19 protein-coding genes are annotated in these 18,551 nt (G+C 45.1%); 5 read left to right on the forward strand and 14 right to left on the reverse strand.

Annotated elements, in window-relative coordinates:
- Position 1 precedes the first annotated feature (1 nt).
- A complete protein-coding gene (locus AC121Z_RS08875; RefSeq protein WP_498123674.1) occupies positions 2-277 on the forward strand; it encodes a hypothetical protein in 276 nt (91 codons plus the stop codon).
- Here the strand turns inward: AC121Z_RS08875 and AC121Z_RS08880 are convergent.
- Entirely contained in the window at positions 274-1,233 is a 960-nt protein-coding gene (locus AC121Z_RS08880; RefSeq protein WP_498123675.1) for a DMT family transporter, read from the reverse strand. The genes AC121Z_RS08875 and AC121Z_RS08880 overlap by 4 nt on opposite strands.
- A gap of 5 nt (positions 1,234-1,238) precedes the next feature.
- Positions 1,239-2,075, reverse strand: coding sequence for a DUF6279 family lipoprotein (locus tag AC121Z_RS08885; protein WP_498123676.1), 837 nt, complete (start codon positions 2,073-2,075; stop codon positions 1,239-1,241).
- 190 nt (positions 2,076-2,265) lie between these two features.
- Here AC121Z_RS08885 and AC121Z_RS08890 point away from each other — a divergent pair, with 190 nt between their 5' ends.
- Positions 2,266-3,264, forward strand: coding sequence for an ATP-dependent 6-phosphofructokinase (locus tag AC121Z_RS08890; RefSeq protein ID WP_498123677.1), 999 nt, complete (start codon positions 2,266-2,268; stop codon positions 3,262-3,264).
- Between the two features lie 6 nt (positions 3,265-3,270).
- Here the strand turns inward: AC121Z_RS08890 and AC121Z_RS08895 are convergent, their stop codons facing one another.
- The 4 genes from AC121Z_RS08895 to AC121Z_RS08910 all read right to left on the reverse strand — a co-directional run bounded on the left by AC121Z_RS08895 (position 3,271) and on the right by AC121Z_RS08910 (position 6,545).
- Positions 3,271-4,098, reverse strand: coding sequence for a LytR/AlgR family response regulator transcription factor (locus AC121Z_RS08895; RefSeq protein WP_498123678.1), 828 nt, complete (start codon positions 4,096-4,098; stop codon positions 3,271-3,273).
- Positions 4,091-5,173: a sensor histidine kinase gene (locus AC121Z_RS08900; RefSeq protein ID WP_498123679.1), complete on the reverse strand. Its 1,083-nt coding sequence runs from the start codon at positions 5,171-5,173 to the stop codon at positions 4,091-4,093. The genes AC121Z_RS08895 and AC121Z_RS08900 overlap by 8 nt, the downstream gene beginning before the upstream one ends.
- Positions 5,174-5,370: 197 nt before the next feature.
- Positions 5,371-5,832 (reverse strand): Mpo1 family 2-hydroxy fatty acid dioxygenase, encoded by a 462-nt coding sequence (locus tag AC121Z_RS08905; RefSeq protein WP_498123680.1) that lies wholly within the window; start codon positions 5,830-5,832, stop codon positions 5,371-5,373.
- Positions 5,833-5,849: 17 nt separating this feature from the next.
- Positions 5,850-6,545, reverse strand: coding sequence for a flagellar brake domain-containing protein (locus tag AC121Z_RS08910; protein ID WP_498123681.1), 696 nt, complete (start codon positions 6,543-6,545; stop codon positions 5,850-5,852).
- 104 nt (positions 6,546-6,649) lie between these two features.
- Here AC121Z_RS08910 and AC121Z_RS08915 point away from each other — a divergent pair, with 104 nt between their 5' ends.
- The gene (locus tag AC121Z_RS08915; protein ID WP_498123682.1) at positions 6,650-8,452 is read left to right on the forward strand and encodes a M61 family metallopeptidase; all 1,803 of its coding nucleotides are present in this window, start codon (positions 6,650-6,652) and stop codon (positions 8,450-8,452) included.
- Positions 8,453-8,456: 4 nt separating this feature from the next.
- On the opposite strand, the gene AC121Z_RS08920 is transcribed toward AC121Z_RS08915, so the two are convergent.
- The 3 genes from AC121Z_RS08920 to yejK all read right to left on the reverse strand — a co-directional run bounded on the left by AC121Z_RS08920 (position 8,457) and on the right by yejK (position 11,274).
- Positions 8,457-9,263: a M23 family metallopeptidase gene (locus AC121Z_RS08920; RefSeq protein ID WP_498123683.1), complete on the reverse strand. Its 807-nt coding sequence runs from the start codon at positions 9,261-9,263 to the stop codon at positions 8,457-8,459.
- A complete protein-coding gene (locus AC121Z_RS08925; protein ID WP_498123684.1) occupies positions 9,256-10,143 on the reverse strand; it encodes a 6-carboxytetrahydropterin synthase in 888 nt (295 codons plus the stop codon). Before AC121Z_RS08925 ends, AC121Z_RS08920 begins: the two co-directional genes overlap by 8 nt.
- Before the next feature lie 90 nt (positions 10,144-10,233).
- Positions 10,234-11,274 (reverse strand): nucleoid-associated protein YejK, encoded by a 1,041-nt coding sequence (gene yejK / locus AC121Z_RS08930; protein ID WP_498123685.1) that lies wholly within the window; start codon positions 11,272-11,274, stop codon positions 10,234-10,236.
- A 188-nt stretch (positions 11,275-11,462) separates the two neighbouring features.
- On the opposite strand from yejK, the gene AC121Z_RS08935 reads away from it, so the two are divergent.
- Positions 11,463-11,684, forward strand: coding sequence for a YejL family protein (locus AC121Z_RS08935; RefSeq protein WP_498123686.1), 222 nt, complete (start codon positions 11,463-11,465; stop codon positions 11,682-11,684).
- Positions 11,681-13,219 (forward strand): DUF3413 domain-containing protein, encoded by a 1,539-nt coding sequence (locus tag AC121Z_RS08940; RefSeq protein ID WP_498123687.1) that lies wholly within the window; start codon positions 11,681-11,683, stop codon positions 13,217-13,219. Before AC121Z_RS08935 ends, AC121Z_RS08940 begins: the two co-directional genes overlap by 4 nt.
- Positions 13,220-13,221: 2 nt before the next feature.
- On the opposite strand, the gene AC121Z_RS08945 is transcribed toward AC121Z_RS08940, so the two are convergent.
- From AC121Z_RS08945 to AC121Z_RS08965, 5 genes are read right to left on the reverse strand one after another with little or no spacing between them, the layout of a single operon-like run.
- Positions 13,222-13,788 (reverse strand): D-glycero-alpha-D-manno-heptose-1,7-bisphosphate 7-phosphatase, encoded by a 567-nt coding sequence (locus AC121Z_RS08945; RefSeq protein WP_498123689.1) that lies wholly within the window; start codon positions 13,786-13,788, stop codon positions 13,222-13,224.
- 37 nt (positions 13,789-13,825) lie between these two features.
- A complete protein-coding gene (gene mmsB, locus AC121Z_RS08950) occupies positions 13,826-14,713 on the reverse strand; it encodes a 3-hydroxyisobutyrate dehydrogenase (RefSeq protein WP_498123690.1) in 888 nt (295 codons plus the stop codon).
- Positions 14,713-15,864, reverse strand: a complete 1,152-nt coding sequence (locus AC121Z_RS08955; protein WP_498123691.1) for an enoyl-CoA hydratase/isomerase family protein — start codon at positions 15,862-15,864, stop codon at positions 14,713-14,715. Before AC121Z_RS08955 ends, mmsB begins: the two co-directional genes overlap by 1 nt.
- A gap of 8 nt (positions 15,865-15,872) precedes the next feature.
- On the reverse strand, positions 15,873-17,027 hold the full coding sequence (locus tag AC121Z_RS08960; protein ID WP_498123692.1) for an acyl-CoA dehydrogenase family protein: 1,155 nt from the start codon (positions 17,025-17,027) through the stop codon (positions 15,873-15,875).
- 14 nt (positions 17,028-17,041) lie between these two features.
- A complete protein-coding gene (locus AC121Z_RS08965; protein ID WP_498123693.1) occupies positions 17,042-18,532 on the reverse strand; it encodes a CoA-acylating methylmalonate-semialdehyde dehydrogenase in 1,491 nt (496 codons plus the stop codon).
- Positions 18,533-18,551: the final 19 nt, after the last annotated feature.

Here is an 18,551-nt window from a genome sequence, read left to right on the forward strand (position 1 = left end):
TATGCGTTTTGGCGCCACGTTAAGCAGTCTTTTAAGTACCCTTCTTGTTGTAGGGTGCAGTTCCACGCAGCCATGTGAGGATATTCTCGAAGTTCAACGACAAGAAGCAACCTGTCAAGAGCTGGCTCGTATCATGCGCGATGAGAAACATCCACAACAAGCATTAACCGCACGCAAACGCTACGATAGTGAGTGTGTTGATTTACGCTACTATCGCGATGGCTACGATACAATTTGTAAGGGCGAACAAAAGCCCATTGGTAATCGTGAGAATTAACGTTTAGTGCGCCGGCCTAGTGAGGCAAGCATACTGCCACTGATTACACAAAATGCGCCTACGTAGGCCAAAGTATCTAATTCACTGCTTACAAACACCTGCGGCCACAGTTGGATCGCGATTTCAGACGAAATAATCGTAAACAGTGGCGCAATTGCGATGACCGCACTGACTTTGGACGCTTCCCAAATTCCCATAGCATAGGTAAATGCACCATAGGCAATTAACGTATTTGCGCAACAGAATACCAGTGCCCAAATTTGCAATGCTGACATTTCAAAAAGGCTTGTGGGCGTCGTTATTGGTAACAGCAGCGTGCCCCCAAGAATATAAATAAGAAAAGTTAGCTGACGTGCCGTAACTGATGTCAATAATGGTTTTTGAAACAATGCGTAGGCAGCCCAACATGCGGCTGCAAAGATAATCAAAAATAAACCATATGGACTCTCATGCGAAGAATTAACAATTTGCGGTAAACGCTGGTTAAAAAACAATAACAAACCAACAAATAGTAGGATTGCGCCGATTTTTTGCTGCCGCGTGAATATCTCTTTGTAAAGGTAAACGCCACCCAACATGAGCATGAAAGGCGCTATCTGCATCAATACCTGCGCCGATTCAGGGTTTAAAAAATTAAGCGCATGGGCACTGGTTACATAATTTAATACCAGTAAAATGGTGGCAGCAAAAACCATCCACCACCCTTTTGCTGACAGCATGGCGCGTGTTGGCACTTGTCGACGCAATACCAAAATCACCAGTACCACAAATGCTGCCGAGTAAAATCGATATGCCGTAATTGTCGCGCTGTCCATTACCATTAAACAAAGCTTAAGAAAAATCGGTAAAACTCCCCACAGCACTGCGGTAGTAAATGCGAGAAGGAAGCCTAGCCCAGGTCGGCTCACCTGGGACGGTATTGCAGCAGCCGAATGACCGAGTGTTGTATTGCTCAAGCAAATTAGCTCATTAAGTCCTCAAGGTCGGCAATAATAGCGCTAATTTCTTTTGCAAGCTTGCGTTTTTGCTTATCAGTTAAAGTACTGTGGATCTCTGCGATCATGGTCGAGTACAATCGACGATTATGCTCTTGGACTTCTAACTGTCGAGCACTACGGAACTTTTCAGGGGCCAGCATCAATGCCTGCAACTCACGCACAAAGTTAGGGTTCTCATTTCTGCTAGCAAAAAGAGAGCGGGCTGCCTGCTGAACCGTTCGACGATAAGCAATCCAATCGTCATAGCTAGATTGAAAGCTGGGTACGTATAGCGTTACGATCTGTTCCTGCTCATCCGTGAGACGGCCAATCATTTCTTCTACGTCTTCGATTAAGTCTTCTTGGCGCTGCTCAAGCCGCTCTTCAGTGGATAATTCGGCGCGTTTTTCTTCACGTTCTTGATTTTCTTTTTCTAATGCTGCAAACAAGTAAACTACTTGTTCGTCACTTAAGGATGTTGCCATATTCGCTAATTCAGGAACTAACCTGTCGCGTAGGCGTTCCCAATGTTGCTGCGCCATGTCGAATTGCGCTGTGATCTGGTCGGGGGTTAATTCACTGCCCAAAGCCGCTTGTTTCACTTGCTGCAGATGCTCAACATAAAGTGCTAGTTCCTGTTGTCGATGCCACTTCAGCCAATTATGCAATTTGTCATCGAAGTCCCTCTCCTGTTGGTCAGTAAATTCAATGTAGTCATCAACGTACCAATAAACCAACCAATCTAAATTGTTATAGGCAAACTTAGATGAACAACCACTAATAAAAACTAAAAGAATGCCAATTAAAAGCCAGTGGCGCATGAATTCAAAACTCCTCTAAGAAAACACCGAGACAATCAATCGTCAAGGTAACTACAGCAGGTTACAGTTTACAAAACTTTGTGCCATATTCACTTGCCCACAATGTAAGCGAATGTAACTTGCCAAATGGAAAATGCTTGAGTAGCGTATATGCTTGATACGACCAATAATCAGTAAAAGGATTCCCGTCTTGACGAAAAAAGTTGCAGTGTTGACATCGGGTGGCGATGCGCCAGGCATGAATGCATGTATTCGAGCGGTAGTATTAGCTTGTGAACAACATGGCTATCAAGCAATGGGATATCTGCATGGTTACAACGGTTTACTGCAGCAACAACTAAAACCATTAAAAACGCAGGATATGCATAACCTTATCCAACGCGGAGGTACAGTCCTGCATAGCGCTCGTTGTTTGGAGTTCAAAACCGTTGAAGCAGGCAAATTAGCCGCTGAAAATCTCCGTGCAGCGAATATCGATGCACTCGTCGTCATTGGCGGTGATGGTTCATTTCGCGGTGCCCATCACCTGAGCCAATTTTGGACCGGCCAAATAATCGGGTTACCCGGTACTATCGATAATGATATTTACGGCACTGATGCAACCATAGGCTATTACACAGCTATCGAGACCGCGGTCAGTTCCATTGATAAAGTTCGCGACACTGCTGATGCATTCGAACGCATTTTCCTCGTCGAAGTAATGGGTCGTCACGCCGGCTTTATTGCCTTAAACGCTGCTTTGGCCTCTGCTTCTGATCATGTCATCGTGCCAGAATTATTTCAGTCAGAAGATATCGCTTTAGACGCCATGATCACTGAATTAGATTACCGCCGCAAAACCCACGGCAGTATCAGTTACATTGTAGTTGTGGCTGAAAACGTCTGGCCGGGCGGTATAAGTAATCTTGTTAAAGCGCTGGAAACTCGCACTGGAAGTGAGGTGCGCCCAGTTATACTGGGACACGTCCAGCGCGGTGGTTCTCCCGTTCCGCAGGACCGGATCCTAGCCAGCAAACTGGGCGCCCAAGCGATTCAAGCCATTAGTTTAGGCCAAAGTGGGGTCATGATTGGTGAGGTCAACGGGGCACCGGTCGCAGTGCAGCTAGAGCAAACCTGGCAACAACAAAAGCCCTTAGAAGACTTTTGCGTGCAGACCATGCGTCAGTTAGTGAATGCAACTACTGACTAAATAGCGTTATAAATCCATCGCGGCTTTAACTCGGTCGCGATGACTTCGGCTCACTTTCAATTCGGTGTCGTTATGCAAGATCAGGTGATACTCACCGCTGACATGACTAACCAACTTTTTGACAAAATTGATATTTACAATAGCTGAACGGTGCACCCGAATAAACATTTTGGGATTTAACGATTGCTCTAATTCTTTCATTGTTTTACGCATGATGTGCATACCATCTCTTGCATGCACACACATATAATCGCCTGCAGCATCTACCCATTGGATATCAGACACCGGCACGCGCGTGACTTCAGAACCATCCTTTATCGACATAACATCAGGATAAGGAGATGCCTCTACTGGCTCACCCGCGGCTAACTTGCGTAAAATTTCTTCACAATCATCACCAGTCAGATCGGCCACTAAACTGACCAATTTTTCAGTGTTATTTTGACTCTGCTCTCGGGTTAAAACGTCACGGACTTTGCGCAGTGCTTGCTCTAAACGCACATCATCAATAGGCTTTAGCACATAATCCAATGCATGAATATCAAAGGCCTTAATCGCATAACTGTCGTAGGCTGTTACAAATATGATCAGTGGCATCGGTTGGCGCAGGTCGCGCAGTTTCTGGATGACTTGAAAGCCGTTAAGTTCAGGCATTTGAATATCCAGAAACACCAAGTCCGGGCGTTGCTGGGGGATCATAGTTACCGCATCCAAGCCGTTGCTGCATTCGCCCACTATTTCCACATCATCATGTGCTTGCAACCGCAATTTTAACCCCTGTCGAGCGAGTGGCTCGTCATCGACGATCATTACCTGTAATGCTTGATTACTCATTATCAGCTTCCTTTACCTCAAAGGGTATACGAATACTGACACGCAGACCCTTTGGTTGATTATTAGCAATAACAAATGAAAAATTCTTGCCATACAGCGAATGCAATCTCTCACGAATATTGGGTAGGCCAACACCATTTTCTCGGGCCAATTTACCTTGTTTGATTTCTGCACCCGGACCATTGTCGGCTACATCTAGCAATAAATCACTGCCAAACACACGCGCATGGATGGTAATCGTACCGTCTTTACTCATTTTTGAGATCGCGTATTTAATGGCATTTTCAATCAGCGGCTGCAATATCATACTCGGAACCAAAGCCATTTCACATCGCGGTTCAATTTCCCAATTCACGGTTAACCGTTCATCAAAGCGTACTTTCTCAATATCTAAATATAAGCGCAACGCTTGGATCTCTTGCGCCAACGGCACGCGTTTAATCGGGTCGTTGTCGAGCGAATAACGTAAAAAATTACTCAACCGCGTAACCATAGTTTCCGCAGTTGAGTTCTCTTTCATCAGGATCAATGTTGAGATTGCGTTTAAAGTATTAAATAAAAAGTGAGGATTGAGCTGATAACGCAACATGCGGATATGCGCTTGGTGCGCCATAGTCGTGGCTTTCAATGCGAGCTGCTTTTCTTTTTGCAGCATTTGAAAGTTTTTAATACCAAAATACAAACCGCCCCAACACACAATCATAATCAGGGAGTTGATGGTATTCGCAGTATACATATACCACTCTTCAGGACGATAACCGTGCTTATATATTTCCCAATAATTGATGTTTTTAACGACGGCCCACACCAGAGCAACCACATAACTCGACAACGTGACTGCAGTCAGCATTTTGACGATAGATTGCTGCCGCGCCCAGCGAAAGACATAGCGTAGCGGAATAGTTAACAACCAGCCAGCGTAGGCATTCAGCACGATAATGAATAGCCAGATCGCGCGCATGTCATGCAGAAATGAGCCAATGTAATAAACAATGGCAAACCCTGCCCATCCTGCTGAATGCAGAGCCCAGAACAGACGCTCGTTATTATCAAATACTTTTTGCCAGCGGCTCACAACGGAAACTTCTTGAAAAACATAAGTCGATTATAAGAGTTATTGAATAGAGAAAAGATGCGCTGGTCGTATCAACGCATCGACTGGTCGCAGATTGTTGAATTAGAAGAGGCCATAACAACATGAATGCCACCGGATAACTGCCCGAAAAATCGGGCATAAAAAGTTATACGCGTGACTATGTCGAGCAGAGTGGACTAGTAGCTTATATTTAAACGCTTCAACCAATGTACCCACCACCAAGCAGGACCCACTAATAAAAACCGTAAATCTTCAAAAAATGAGGGCTTTTTACCTTCTACTTTATGCCCGACGAACTGCAATATCCACATTACGACAAACAGGCTGATAGAAAAGTACAACACTTCAATATCAAAGTGGACTAATAAACGAATACAGCCAAAGGCTGCGAGGGTCAATAAGGTCATCGCTGCCCCAATTGGACCCGATAACTTAAAGTAGTAATACAGCACAGGAATAGCTGCAATATGAGCAAAATTAACATTAAACTGGGCAATAAAATCGGGAACAGGAATTGACCATATCAGACCAATGGTTACCAGATAAATCGCTGGTACAGCAATCGCATGGATTGCAATATTGGTTTTATTTTGATGGCTTTCACCGTATTTATTCAACAAGGCTTCAATCTGGCGCATGTCATTCTCCGTCGTATTTATAGGTTTATTATGTGACGCTTTAATAGAATATCGACGTCGTTGTTCGCCGTCGCAAATTGGATCCCTAAAAACAAATATCCATCTTCCGCTTTACTATTGCGGATAACCCCTTCTAGGATCACGGTCTTTTCACTCAAATCCACACACAATGTGACTGGTTGCTCAGGGTCGATTGCATCTGCTGGCATCTCATCAAGTAGCGATTGTGCAACAGCAATCCGGCAACCGCTTTGCGATACATCAACGATTAGGCTATTCAGCGCACTGCTGTGCTCTGCCAAGGTCAACTCTGCTGCTATTCCTGGTGATGCGCGCTTTTCAGACCGCAGGCCAAGACTTTGTAAATTGCGTGGGAAGGTAGTAAAAAACAGTGCACCAGGTTGTGATTGTATATGATTAATCTTGGCTTTAAAGGCGATAACTTGCCCATTTTGCCCTTCCAGCACATAGCGTATAATCACCGTATTTTCCGGATACAGAACATCTTTCATCACGCCGTATTTTTTTAAACTTGGAAATTGAAAAATAAGTGAGCGCGGATAGTCCATACCAACATATGTGGTCTTAACCCGTTTCGGACTGGTGGGAGTAGAAACTTGAAGATCAACTATTGAGCCCGGTTGCAATGCGCGCAAGCTCGCCAGATCATCTGCTGAAATACCCGTTACCTTGGAGTTTTTATTTTTTGTCACGACAAATTATTGGTAACCTTTAATAGCAAAATCATAATCGCCCTGTTGCCACAAAGCAATGGCGATTGTGACTCAACCCTAATCCTCACAGAGTAACTACTAAAATGTCTGATATTGCCGTCATTGAATACCACCTTACACCCGCTTCAATCAGCCAGCATTTGTTTTCCGTGTGTATTGCAATACCAGCTCAACCGCAAACCACACTTACATTGAGCATGCCCGCATGGATCCCTGGTAGCTACATGATCCGTGACTTCAATAAAAACATTGGTGAATTCAAAGTCGTTGATACACAAGGTCACCGCTTGGAGTGGCACAAAACAGATAAGCAAACCTGGCGGATTGGTACGCAGGGAAAAGGCTGTATTATCACGTATAACGTTTACGCTTTTGATTTATCTGTCCGCAGCGCTTACCTGAATGATGAATATGGCTTCATTAACGGCACAAGCGCTTTCATGATGGTACATGGCGCAGAAGCGTTTGCTTGTCGTGTGCATCTTAAACTGGACAATCCACGCTCGACTGATTGGCGAATTGTTACCGGTATGCCTTGCGAACAGGCTGATGAGATTGGCAACGGTACTTACTTCGCACCCAACTATCAACAATTAATCGACTACCCCATTTTATTTGGTAAGTTTATTCAAGCGTCGTTTCGTATCGATGATTTAGAGGTCGTATTGGTGTTCACCGGCGACTTGCCATTGGATCTAACTCGCATGGGGAACGATTTAGCCCCGGTCCTACGTCAGCACATGCAAATGTTCGCAGATACGCCGCCAGTCGGAAAGTATTGGTTTATCACTCTACTCACAGAACAAGGCTATGGTGGCTTAGAGCACAGCAATAGTTCGGTATTGATGTTTCCGCGTTGGGATCTACCCCTCACGGGGGAAGAGCAAGTATCTGACGCAAAGTCAGAAAGTTACCGTGATTTTCTTGCGCTATGTAGCCATGAATTTTTACATACTTGGCACGTTAAACGCATTAGACCAGCCGTTTTTAGCACCTACCAACTAGATAAAGAGTCTTATACCAATCAATTGTGGATCTATGAGGGTTTCACGAGTTTTTATGATGACCTTGCATTAGTTCGGGCTAACGCCATCACAGCAGAGCAGTATTTAGCGATGATCGCTAAAAATATCACTCGACTATTGCGCAATCCCGGTCGCTTAAAACAAAGTGCGGCCGAATCAAGTTACGATGCCTGGACTCGCTTTTATCAACAGGACGCAAATTCAATCAACCACATCGTGAGTTATTACACTAAAGGGGGATTGATTGCTTTATGCCTTGATGTGTACCTGCGCAAGGAATCCCGAGACCAAATCAGTTTAGATGATGTGATGCGTCATCTTTGGCATTCATTTGGAAAGAAATCCATTGGTACACCCGACAATGTTATCCATAAAATAGTTGAGTCTTTGCTCGGAGAATCACCCGATAAACAACTCCATGAGTGGGTTTATCAAGCGGGTGAGTTGCCACTGACAGAGTCACTAGCAGAAATTGGCGCTACGCTGCATCTCTCCCATGCTCAGGATTTCGATGATCTTGGTGGTAAAAAGTCAGAATCCGCCATGCACAACGGACTCGGAATTAGCGTAAAACCAGCCGAAACGGGCCTCACTATTCAACAAGTACGGGAAGGCAGCAACGCGTGTCAGGCTGGGCTGCAAGTGGGCGATCGCCTGATCGCGTTGGACCAGTGGGTGGTGAATAAAACCACATTAAATAGGCTTCTTCAGCAGAGTAAACGCAAGGTCACACTAACCATAATACGCGATGGACGATTAATAGCCCTGAATTGCCAACTAAAAGAAACAGCACCTGATACGGCATATATTGAACTGAAGGATCCTGTGCGCTTCGCTCAGTGGCTGGGTCATACGAAATAACGGGTTAATCGCGTTCTGGCACCAACAGTTGCGGGTCGACTCTTACACGGCCCCAATTGATTCGCCAATCCAAATGCGCGCCAGTGACTCGCCCTGTGTCACCGATTTCAGCGATTAGTTGGCCTTGCTCTACTTTATCACCTGCACTCACATGCGCCTTATTTAAATGAATAAAGGTCGATGTCACCTGATGTCCATGATCAATGATTAAAGTGCCACCAGAATAATACATATCCGGCACAAACAAGGTAACAACACCATCCGCTGGCGCGACCACAGGTGTACCAACAGGCGCTGCGACATCAACACCATAATGTGGTCGTTTAGGTTGGCCATTTAACACACGTTGACTGCCGTAAACGCCGCTAATAGGACCTTCAGCGGGCCAAATAAATGACTGTGAGAAAAACACAAAATCAGTATTGCCAGCACGTGCTTTGGCAACTTGTTGATTATCATTCTTGATCCGCGCTAATACCTCTTGCGGTGGACTGACCATTTTCTCTGGTAGCCCATCTATGTGTTGAATTTTATACTCTCGACTTGGTAACGCGTAACGCTTTTCAAAACGTTCGCCCTGTGCTTCCCAACTCAGTGCTATTTCTCCGCTAGCATCGCGGCTAATACCAAATACGAACCATCCGTCTGGGCTAATCTTGAGCGCTTCACCCTGATAAAAAATCGCATCAGCGTGTGTCACTTGCCCACGAACTAATGCACCTGGCTGCGGCTTATCAATTAATGTAAATGGCGCTGCATATGTGAGACCAATAAACAGCCAGCAGAATAAAAAGGTACACACCTTACGCATGGGCGATTGCCCCCTTGCCTACACCTTCAAAAGCTATCACTTTAACTTCATTATGCCCACACAGGCGGCGCTGTTCAGCGAGCATAAATTGAGCAAGACATTCTACCGTTGAATCGGTTGCGATGATTTCACTCTCAGCCTGCGCAATGACTAATTCGAAATAACCTTGTGATGCCTCATACGCAAAGCAATGGGCATAGTCCAATGCGTGATCCAACTCAGTTAGATGTAAATCGCCGGGGGAGACAACATCATCCTGACTACCAATATAAATATCACACCAGCGTTCAGCCCAGTATTGTTCTGCCTCAATATTCTCTTTGCCGTGCTCATACACAATAACTTTAGAACGATGCCCATGCGCTATACGCTGGCAGTTACCGTCATGTTTCTTGAGACCATGAGTGTAATGATAAAACGGCGTTGGGATTGCTTCAGTACGCAAGTGCAGCGTGATGTCATCCACATTGTCGGGGAGATGTGTCGCAATGATATCTTTTAAGTATTGGCTCACCGAAGCCATATCAACTTCTTCGGCATAGACAAATGCATAGGCTTCATCCGGGCAGTACAAATAGATGCTGCCTTCTTCTCCAGTGTCCCGCTTACGATTAAAATTCACTTGTACCATACCAACATCGGTATGATGGATGACCTTGGTACAATTTGATTCTACTGGCACCAATAGTTTGTGATCGACATATTCATCGATCAGTCGTTTAAGATCTTTTTTTACTTTGCCGAAGTCTTGGATCATGCTTTCTTCGTTTAGCTCACCGGCTAACACAACATCGACAATCCAACTTTCTCCTACCATCCCACGTTTAGGACATAAATAGGAAAAATCCATCACGGTTAAATCGTTAACAAATAACTGCATAGTACCTTTTCAGTGTAATAATTGGGTCAACTAGCCCCTACTCAGACTGATTATAACCAGCGTGAGCGATTATGTCCGACGTTATGCCGATTATTTCTCATGGCGCAAAAGTTGATCTTTTAAATTCGGCGGAATACCGCGGATCACCATGGTGTCGGTCTGCGCATCATATTTCACTTTGTCGCCGTATAAATGCCGATCAAAACTCAACGTGATCCCGCCGCCTTGACCACTAAATTTGGCTAATTGCTTGATGACTGTTTTATCCGGTTGGAAAGTATCTTCTATTACAGAGTCTGAAGCCTGCACGAATTGGGTGAAGTCAAAATTTTGCTCTGTATCTGCCGGCAAACGTGCGCTTAGTTCACTGAGTTGAATGTCGTCTCCACTCGCAATTTTCTCTTTATAATAGTCTTTCACCGCCTCACGATGCTGGTGCTTCTCTTCGCCATTAAGTTGCTCTTGCGCTAAATAGGCATCAACACTATTGATCAGTTGCGCATTCTGCTGTTTAACATCCATCAACTCTTCACACCCTAAAAAGGCCATAAAGAAGTCAGCAACCTTGCGGCCCATTCGACCTTTAATAAAACTAACATAACGTTCTTTTTCTGGCTGTACTGAGTATTGGGTTAGGTCAATACGCGCGGCGAGTTGCATTTTAGCTAAATCTAAATGCTCACTGATTGTGAGTTCCAATTGATCATCAACGTGAACATGTTGCTGGGTATTCAGCAAACATACCATTAAATAATCAGTGGCCAAAAATTCATAGCGACAAAACACTAAAAATCCAGTTTCTACCATTTGCATGTCAGCCATTGTCGCGATCAGGTGCGCTGCACTTTGCTGGGTAAATGCTTGGAAGACCTGTTCAGCTGATTGATTTTCGTCGCCCTTTAACAAGTCATTTAATGCTTGCTTGAATTCAAAGGCCTGCACGTGATCAGACTCTGCAAACTTACCTATCCCTTTACTCGGTTTACCATTAAATGCATGGTTGATTTGAGCTGCCAGAGTCTCTATAGACGGAGTTACCGCTATACAGTTGTCACGCGGAATTAGCGTTAGTTTTTTTTCTGCATTGACGAGTAATTGATGAACGATAAATTGATGAATGACTGCACTCATTGATAAACGGTATCCTCAGTCGCGATAAACGACAGATTTAGATATGAAGACTAATTAGTTTTTCAATACCTTATTGCGAAATTGGGTAAACTTTGCGATAAACTTTGTTATCGTGAAAGCAGGGATTATAATCGATCTTAAGAAAAATCCATGCCTTTTGACGCATTACTTCAAAAATAGAGAATTGCATGCCTATACAATCACGTTATTCCAATCAACAAATTGAATCGATCATGCATGATCTCGTCGACGTACTAAATAAACACCAGTGTGACCGGGATTTAGCTCTAATGGTGTTAGGCAATACTATCACCACCGTGCTTACCCAGCAGTATGATGTTGAGCAACGCCAAAGTGTGGCGGAGCAATTCAGTGCGGTAATGTTAAAAAGCGTGAAGCAAGCACAATGATCTTAGCCGAATCACCTCGCCGTCAACGTGTTACCAAACTTGTCAATTGGGGGCATTGGTTTGCACTTGCCAATATCGTCCTAGCCCTAATTATTTCATCAATTTTTATATTTTCTTCGCCGCAGTCCGGCACTGCGATTGGATCGGTGTATTTACTGGCTAACTGGTTTGGGCATATTGGTTTTTTGACCTTTTGTGGTTTTGTGATTTTTATCTTACCGCAGTGTTACTGGGTCACTAACCCTAGGCTCGTCAAAGGCAGTAGTTCAGTTATTGCTGCGGTAGGTCTCGCATTGTTGGCGTTGGATGCGCTTATTTTTAACCGTACCGGTTTTCATATTACGCTTAATTCCGCAGAGCTAGTGCGCTCAGAGACGCAAACCCAACTTAGTCTATTTAGTTGGCAACAATGGGGTTATTTAGCACTTTTGTTTGTTGTATGGCTTGGCTTTCAACTCGTCATCGCGAATGCCATCTGGAAGCGGATTGACCGCTTAACTCGACACAAAATTGGTATTCCAGTAACGAGTTTTTTTGTCTTGTGTTTTGTTAGCAGTCACGCAATGCACGTGTGGGCTGATGCGCGCTTATATCAACCGATTATTAAACAAGACAATATGTTCCCACTTTCCTATCCGGCCACGGCAAAAACCTTATTGTCGAGATATGAATTACTTGATTTAGAAAGCTACCAACAGCGGAAGCAGCTGCAGTTTAACCCAGAACTCAAAAGCGTCAATTACCCGCTTTCCTCACTGTTTTGTAGCATTGATACATCTCAATCGCTTGCCCTTTTTGTGCAAACAGATGATAGCCCAATGCCTTTTCTGGAAGATTTCGACCTTCGCCGCAACGAACGTTTCTTTGTTACATCAAAGGACATGCAATCCTTGGTAGAAACAACACTTTTTGGCGTGCCTGAGATCTATTCACAGAGTTTGAAAAACCGCTCTCCCGTATTATTTGATATGGCAGAGGCCTTTGACATGCCTCTCGTGATTGATACCGATCCAGGGTTAGTTCCAAACAAAGGTAAGGCGGTTGTCAGTCAAGATGGACTGCGCTTTGTGAACACCATTGTTGGTGGAAAAATAGTAATAGTATTCGCCACCGGCGCGGATATAGAACATTGGTTGTCACTACCCAGTATTCGCAAGTCACACTTATTGATTGCTACCGGTTATGAGCCGGAAGCTCCAGAGACTTCAGGTACTTTGTACTCTACTGCTGATATTGCGAACACTATTGCGAGCACGGAGGACTTGATCCCCACGGCTCTAAACATGTTGGGGTGTGGCGCCAGCGTCGGTCTGTATTCGACGGGGCAAAATTTATTAGCTCCGCAGCGCCAATGGTTAGTCAGCACCAGTGGAGACAAAATAATTCTATTACACGGTAATTTGCGCACTGAAATTTTAAGCAACGGTAATTACACCATCACGGATATTGCCAGCGGTAATCGCAGTAACGCTAATCTTAATACGGATTTATTCAGTCAGGCTATCAAACACTTGAGTCGGTTCTCAACGCCATAGTATTACGTAGGTACAGCTATATCGTCTAAATGATGTGCAATGCTTACATGGGAGCTTTGCACTTGTGCTTGGTGCGAAGCAAGTTTGGCTTCTTCCTTACCACTGGGATCAAATAACACTATCTGCTTAACTCCAGCACGCGAAGCAGCAAGAACATCGGTCAACTTGTCACCAATCATCACACTTGCACTTAAATCTAACTGCATTTCATCTGCAGCGAGGCGGAACAACCCCGGCTGCGGCTTGCGACATTCACACAATATTTGTTGACCGTAATCGGGGTGGTGAGGGCAAAAGTAAACGGGTACTGTAGCAATTCCTCGCTTGCGTAACTCAACTTGAATTAAGTCCATAAAATGGAAAAACTCATCTTCGCTGTAGATACCGCGTGCAATGCCCGATTGATTGGTAATGATTACAGGCTTAAATCCTGCGGCTTGAAAGCGAAGGATAAGGGGAAAGATACCCTCAATAAAATCCAGATCCTCGGGACGATATACGTACCCGTGGTTAACGTTAATTACGCCATCACGGTCGAGTAGTAACGCACGTGTCATGCTAGCTGCCATACCTAGGCTTCCTAGTGCTGGGCACAGCAGCCCTCAGCTACTGCGCAGAAAACAACTTAAAGATACTGGAAAAATCCAGCTTACCATTACCTAAGCCACTGTGCAGCTTATATAAATTCTGTGCCTGTGAGCCCATTGGTACGTTCGAATTTGACTGCGCAGCACATTGCATAGCAAGCATTAGGTCTTTCTTCATTAAATCGACCATAAAACCGCCTTGATAGCCATTGGATGATGGTACATTAGGCATCACATCAGGACAGGGGTTATACAGCTCTAACGTCCAGTTACGGCCTGAACTTTGTAGCATAATTTCTGACAAAACTTTGGGATCTAAACCATTATCGATACCCATTTGTAAGGCTTCTGAAGTACCTGCCATTAATACCGACAACAGCATGTTGTTACAAATCTTGGCAATTTGTCCGGCCCCATGTGCACCAGCATGAAAAATATTTTTACCCATGGCATCAAGAACGTCGCGCGCTTGATCTAAATCACTTGCGTCGCCACCCACGATGAAGGTTAAAGTACCGGCTTTCGCTCCGCCAACACCCCCTGATACCGGTGCGTCGATGAAACGGATCCCATGGGTACGCAATGTTTGTGCAACGGCCTTGGCTGAATCTGCATCGATCGTACTACAGTCAATCACAAGCGCGTTGGCTTTAAGCTCATCAACTACACCGCAGTCTTGACTGTACAAAGCGCGTACATGATTACCTGCAGGTAGCATTGAGATAACAATATCCGCGCCTTTAACTGCTGCATTGGCTGAATCTGCAACACTTGCCCCTACCGACTGTAGCTGAGCCATGGCACTGTCTACCAGATCAAAAACAGTTACCGAAAAACCCGCCTTGACTAAGTTTTCTGCCATTGGGCCACCCATGTTGCCCAAACCGATAAACGCTACTTGTGTCATTATACTTTACCTAACATCGCAAGAGGATGATTACTACCATCCCAAGGTGAGCTAAAAAACCATTCGATGGTTTCTACTGGAACATCAGAAACTGATGCAAAACGCCACTGCGGTTGCATATCTTTATCAATTAACAAAGCCCTAACCCCTTCAGCGAATTCTCCGTAACTGCCGCATCGACAAGATAAATCGAGTTCCATACGGAAGCAGTCTGCAAGGGACATATCGGCACCACGCTGTAACTGTTGGAACACAATGTGCGCCGTAATCGGCGAGCCATTGGCTAACCCTTTCTGGGCTTTTGCCAACCATTTGTTATCACTTGAATCCAATGCCAACAGGCCTGCAACAACTTCCGCTAACGTTTCTTTACTACAGACATTATCGATAGTTGCTTGCATTCCAGCGAGTAAACCCTCGGGTTTACTGTCGTACGAGATATTGTGCAACGTCAGCAGTACATCACTGGAAATACTGTGCATTTCGCGTAAGGCATTTTTGCTTTCACGCTGTTCCGGCCAAGGTTGTCTGATGAGTGCATCCAGGCAATCTTCACAACTGTACTCACCCACATAGAAATTAGCCAAGCCTGAATATAATGCGTCAGTGGCATTGATACTGGCTCCGGTAAGCCCTAAGAATAAACCGACTTTGCCGGGCATGCGGTTTAAGAACCAAGTGCCACCCACATCTGGATACAAACCAATAGTGATTTCTGGCATGGCAATGCGTGATGATGCAGTAACTACGCGATGACTTGCGCCATTAAAAAGGCCAAGCCCGCCGCCCATTACGATCCCCTGCCCCCATACAATAATGGGCTTTTCATAGGTATGAATGCGATAATCTAATTGATACTCAAAATTAAAAAAGTCTTCCAAGAATGCAGGCGTTTTATCTGGCTCCTGCTGCATGGCATTGTACATAGAAACGATATCACCACCGGCACAGAATGCTTTATCTCCTTGTGAGTCCAATACCACACAGACCACATCAGGATTTGAGTCCCACTCTACCAACTGCGCATCGATCCGACGCACCATAGACAAATCAATAGCATTCAATGCCTGCGGTTTATTCAGTTGAATGTAGCCAATTAGCGCGCCATGTTGCGCAGCTATGGTTTTACAAATCACACTTTGTTCAGACATACCGATCCCTATAGTATTTCAGCTGCATCAGATAATAGACGACGGGCAATAATAACGCGCATTATTTCATTGGTGCCTTCTAAGATCTGATGTACGCGCACATCACGGACGTGACGTTCCAAAGGGTATTCTTTGATATAACCGTAGCCACCGTGGATCTGCAGAGCTTCATTACAAACTTTAAAGCCTACATCCGTTGCGAAGCGCTTCGCCATTGCGCAATAAGTCGAGCGATCAGGATGCTTATTATCTACTTTGCTTGCAGCCAAGCGCACTAATTGCCGCGCTGCGACTAATTCAGTGTTCATATCGGCCAGCTTAAACTGCAACGCCTGAAAAGCCGCCAAAGGCTTACCAAATTGTTGACGTTCGAGCATGTATTCTCGTGCCGTGTTCAGTGCTTGTTGCGCCGTGCCAATCGAGCAGGTCGCAATATTGATCCGACCGCCATCTAGACCTTGCATCGCCAACTTAAATCCATTGCCTTCTTGATCCAGCAAGGCATGTGAAGGAAGGCGTACATTATCAAAAGTAACCATGCGCGTCGGCTGAGCGTTCCAGCCCATTTTTTCCTCAGCTTTACCGTAACCGACACCTTCAGCGTTGGCGGGAACAACAAACGCAGAAACGCCGTTTGCGCCATCACCACCAGTACGGGCCATAACTACCAACACATCCGTCGAACCGGCACCTGAAATAAATACTTTGGAGCCGTTTAAAACATAATCGTCACCGTCGCGACGCGCATGAGTTTTTAATGAAGCTGCGTCCGAACCAGAGCCGGGTTCAGTTAAACAATAAGAGGCCAATTTTTCGCCGCTCACCAGTGTTTCACACCATTCATCTTTAATCGCCTCTGTGCCCCATGTTGCGATCATCCAAGTGGCCATATTGTGAATGGTTAACATTGCAGTGGTGGTAGTACAGCCCATCGACAACTGTTCAAAAATAATCGACGAATCTAAGCGCGATAATCCCAAGCCACCTGCGTCTTCAGGAGTATATAAACCACAAAATCCTAACTCGCCGGCTTGACGAAAAGTTGCTACCGGAAATATGTGTTCGCGATCCCATTCTGCAGCAAAAGGGGCTAGTGCTTGGTCTGCAAATTGTTTAGCGGTTTCAGCAAACGCAATTTGATCATCAGTTAATTCGAAATTCATACCTCAAACTCCGCTTATCGCAATGAAATTGTCATGTTCGGGCCCGACGGAATATCATTCTCAACCCACCGCGATGTAATCGTTTTGGTCTCAGAATAAAAACGGATAGCCTGCTTTCCGTACGCATGCAAGTCTCCATAAAAGGAGTTCTTCCAACCGGTAAATGAGAAGAAAGGTAATGGTACTGGGATCGGAATATTGATCCCCACTTGCCCAACCTCGACTTCACTCTGGTACTTACGCGCTGCAGCACCACTATTGGTAAAAATCGACGTGCCGTTACCGTACGGATTTGCATTAACTAACGCTAACGCTTCTTCCAGCGTATCCACACACATGCAGCACAACACCGGTCCAAAAATTTCTTCCTGATAAATGCGCATATCAGTAGTAACATTAGTAAATACCGTTGGTCCTACCCAGTTACCGTCTTCATAGCCCGCTACCGTAACCTCTGAGCCATCAACTAAACAGGTTGCGCCCTGCTCTTTACCCGAAGCGATTAATTCGAGTACGCGGGCTTTAGCTTGCGGGCTGATCAAAGGACCGAATCCAGCCTCTATATCATCCCAAAGACCAGGGCGAACGTTGGCGATACGTTGCGCCAGTTCTTCAACCCACTGCTGACTTTCACCAACAAAAACTGCAACAGAAATGGCCATACAACGCTGACCAGCAGCACCGACAGATGCGCCTACCATGTTATTAAGAACGTGCTCTTTGTTAGCATCCGGCATAATAACCGTGTGGTTTTTCGCGCCAGCAAAACACTGCGCACGTTTCATGTTGGCAGTCGCAGTCCGATAGATATATTGACCGACAGGAACTGAGCCAACAAACGATACCGCTTTTACGGTTGGATGATTCAATAATATATCTACCTGCTCTTTACCCCCGTGCACGATATTCAATACACCCTCAGGGGCTCCTGCCTCAATAAATAACTCAGCTAAGCGCATCGGAGTCAATGGATCTTGCTCAGAGGGTTTTAGAACAAAAGTGTTACCACAGGCAATTGCCATCGGGAACATCCACAGTGGGATCATCGCTGGGAAGTTAAAAGGTGTTATCCCAACACAAACCCCCAAAGGCTGAATGTAACTGTAAGTATCAATATTGCGCGCAACATTCTCAACCGTCTCCCCCATCATTAAGGCGGGAATATTCATAGCCTGTTCAACCACCTCAATACCGCGCCAGACATCTCCTTTTGCGTCATCAAAAGTTTTTCCAGTTTCACTCGCTAATATTGTTGCCAATTCGTCATGATGCTCCTTCAATAAATGTTGGTAGCGCATCATGACACGCGCACGTTCAGGAGTAGGAACTTTACGCCACGTAACAAAGGCCTTTTCCGCGGCAGCGATTGCTGCTTCTACTTCACTGTCAGTAGCAACCGGCGCTTGTGCAATCCCTTTATTGTTAGCGGGATTAGTGACGGTAATGAATTGTTCAGTTTGCGACTCAACGAATTTGCCGTTGATCAATAATGGGACAGTTTGCATGGACATACCTTAGTTCACA

It is taken from the genome of Alteromonas sp. DYW1 (assembly GCF_059752595.1).

Excerpts from the sequence above, each read along its gene's own strand:
- AC121Z_RS08875 (WP_498123674.1), top strand. The coding sequence starts at position 2 with ATGCGTTTTGGCGCCACGTTAAGCAGTCTTTTAAGTACCCTTCTTGTT.
- AC121Z_RS08885 (WP_498123676.1), bottom strand. The coding sequence starts at position 2,075 with ATGCGCCACTGGCTTTTAATTGGCATTCTTTTAGTTTTTATTAGTGGT.
- AC121Z_RS08895 (WP_498123678.1), bottom strand. The coding sequence starts at position 4,098 with ATGAGTAATCAAGCATTACAGGTAATGATCGTCGATGACGAGCCACTC.
- AC121Z_RS08905 (WP_498123680.1), bottom strand. The coding sequence starts at position 5,832 with ATGCGCCAGATTGAAGCCTTGTTGAATAAATACGGTGAAAGCCATCAA.
- AC121Z_RS08915 (WP_498123682.1), top strand. The coding sequence starts at position 6,650 with ATGTCTGATATTGCCGTCATTGAATACCACCTTACACCCGCTTCAATC.
- AC121Z_RS08920 (WP_498123683.1), bottom strand. The coding sequence starts at position 9,263 with ATGCGTAAGGTGTGTACCTTTTTATTCTGCTGGCTGTTTATTGGTCTC.
- AC121Z_RS08925 (WP_498123684.1), bottom strand. The coding sequence starts at position 10,143 with ATGCAGTTATTTGTTAACGATTTAACCGTGATGGATTTTTCCTATTTA.
- yejK (WP_498123685.1), bottom strand. The coding sequence starts at position 11,274 with ATGAGTGCAGTCATTCATCAATTTATCGTTCATCAATTACTCGTCAAT.
- AC121Z_RS08935 (WP_498123686.1), top strand. The coding sequence starts at position 11,463 with ATGCCTATACAATCACGTTATTCCAATCAACAAATTGAATCGATCATG.
- AC121Z_RS08940 (WP_498123687.1), top strand. The coding sequence starts at position 11,681 with ATGATCTTAGCCGAATCACCTCGCCGTCAACGTGTTACCAAACTTGTC.
- AC121Z_RS08945 (WP_498123689.1), bottom strand. The coding sequence starts at position 13,788 with ATGGCAGCTAGCATGACACGTGCGTTACTACTCGACCGTGATGGCGTA.
- mmsB (WP_498123690.1), bottom strand. The coding sequence starts at position 14,713 with ATGACACAAGTAGCGTTTATCGGTTTGGGCAACATGGGTGGCCCAATG.
- AC121Z_RS08955 (WP_498123691.1), bottom strand. The coding sequence starts at position 15,864 with ATGTCTGAACAAAGTGTGATTTGTAAAACCATAGCTGCGCAACATGGC.
- AC121Z_RS08960 (WP_498123692.1), bottom strand. The coding sequence starts at position 17,027 with ATGAATTTCGAATTAACTGATGATCAAATTGCGTTTGCTGAAACCGCT.
- AC121Z_RS08965 (WP_498123693.1), bottom strand. The coding sequence starts at position 18,532 with ATGCAAACTGTCCCATTATTGATCAACGGCAAATTCGTTGAGTCGCAA.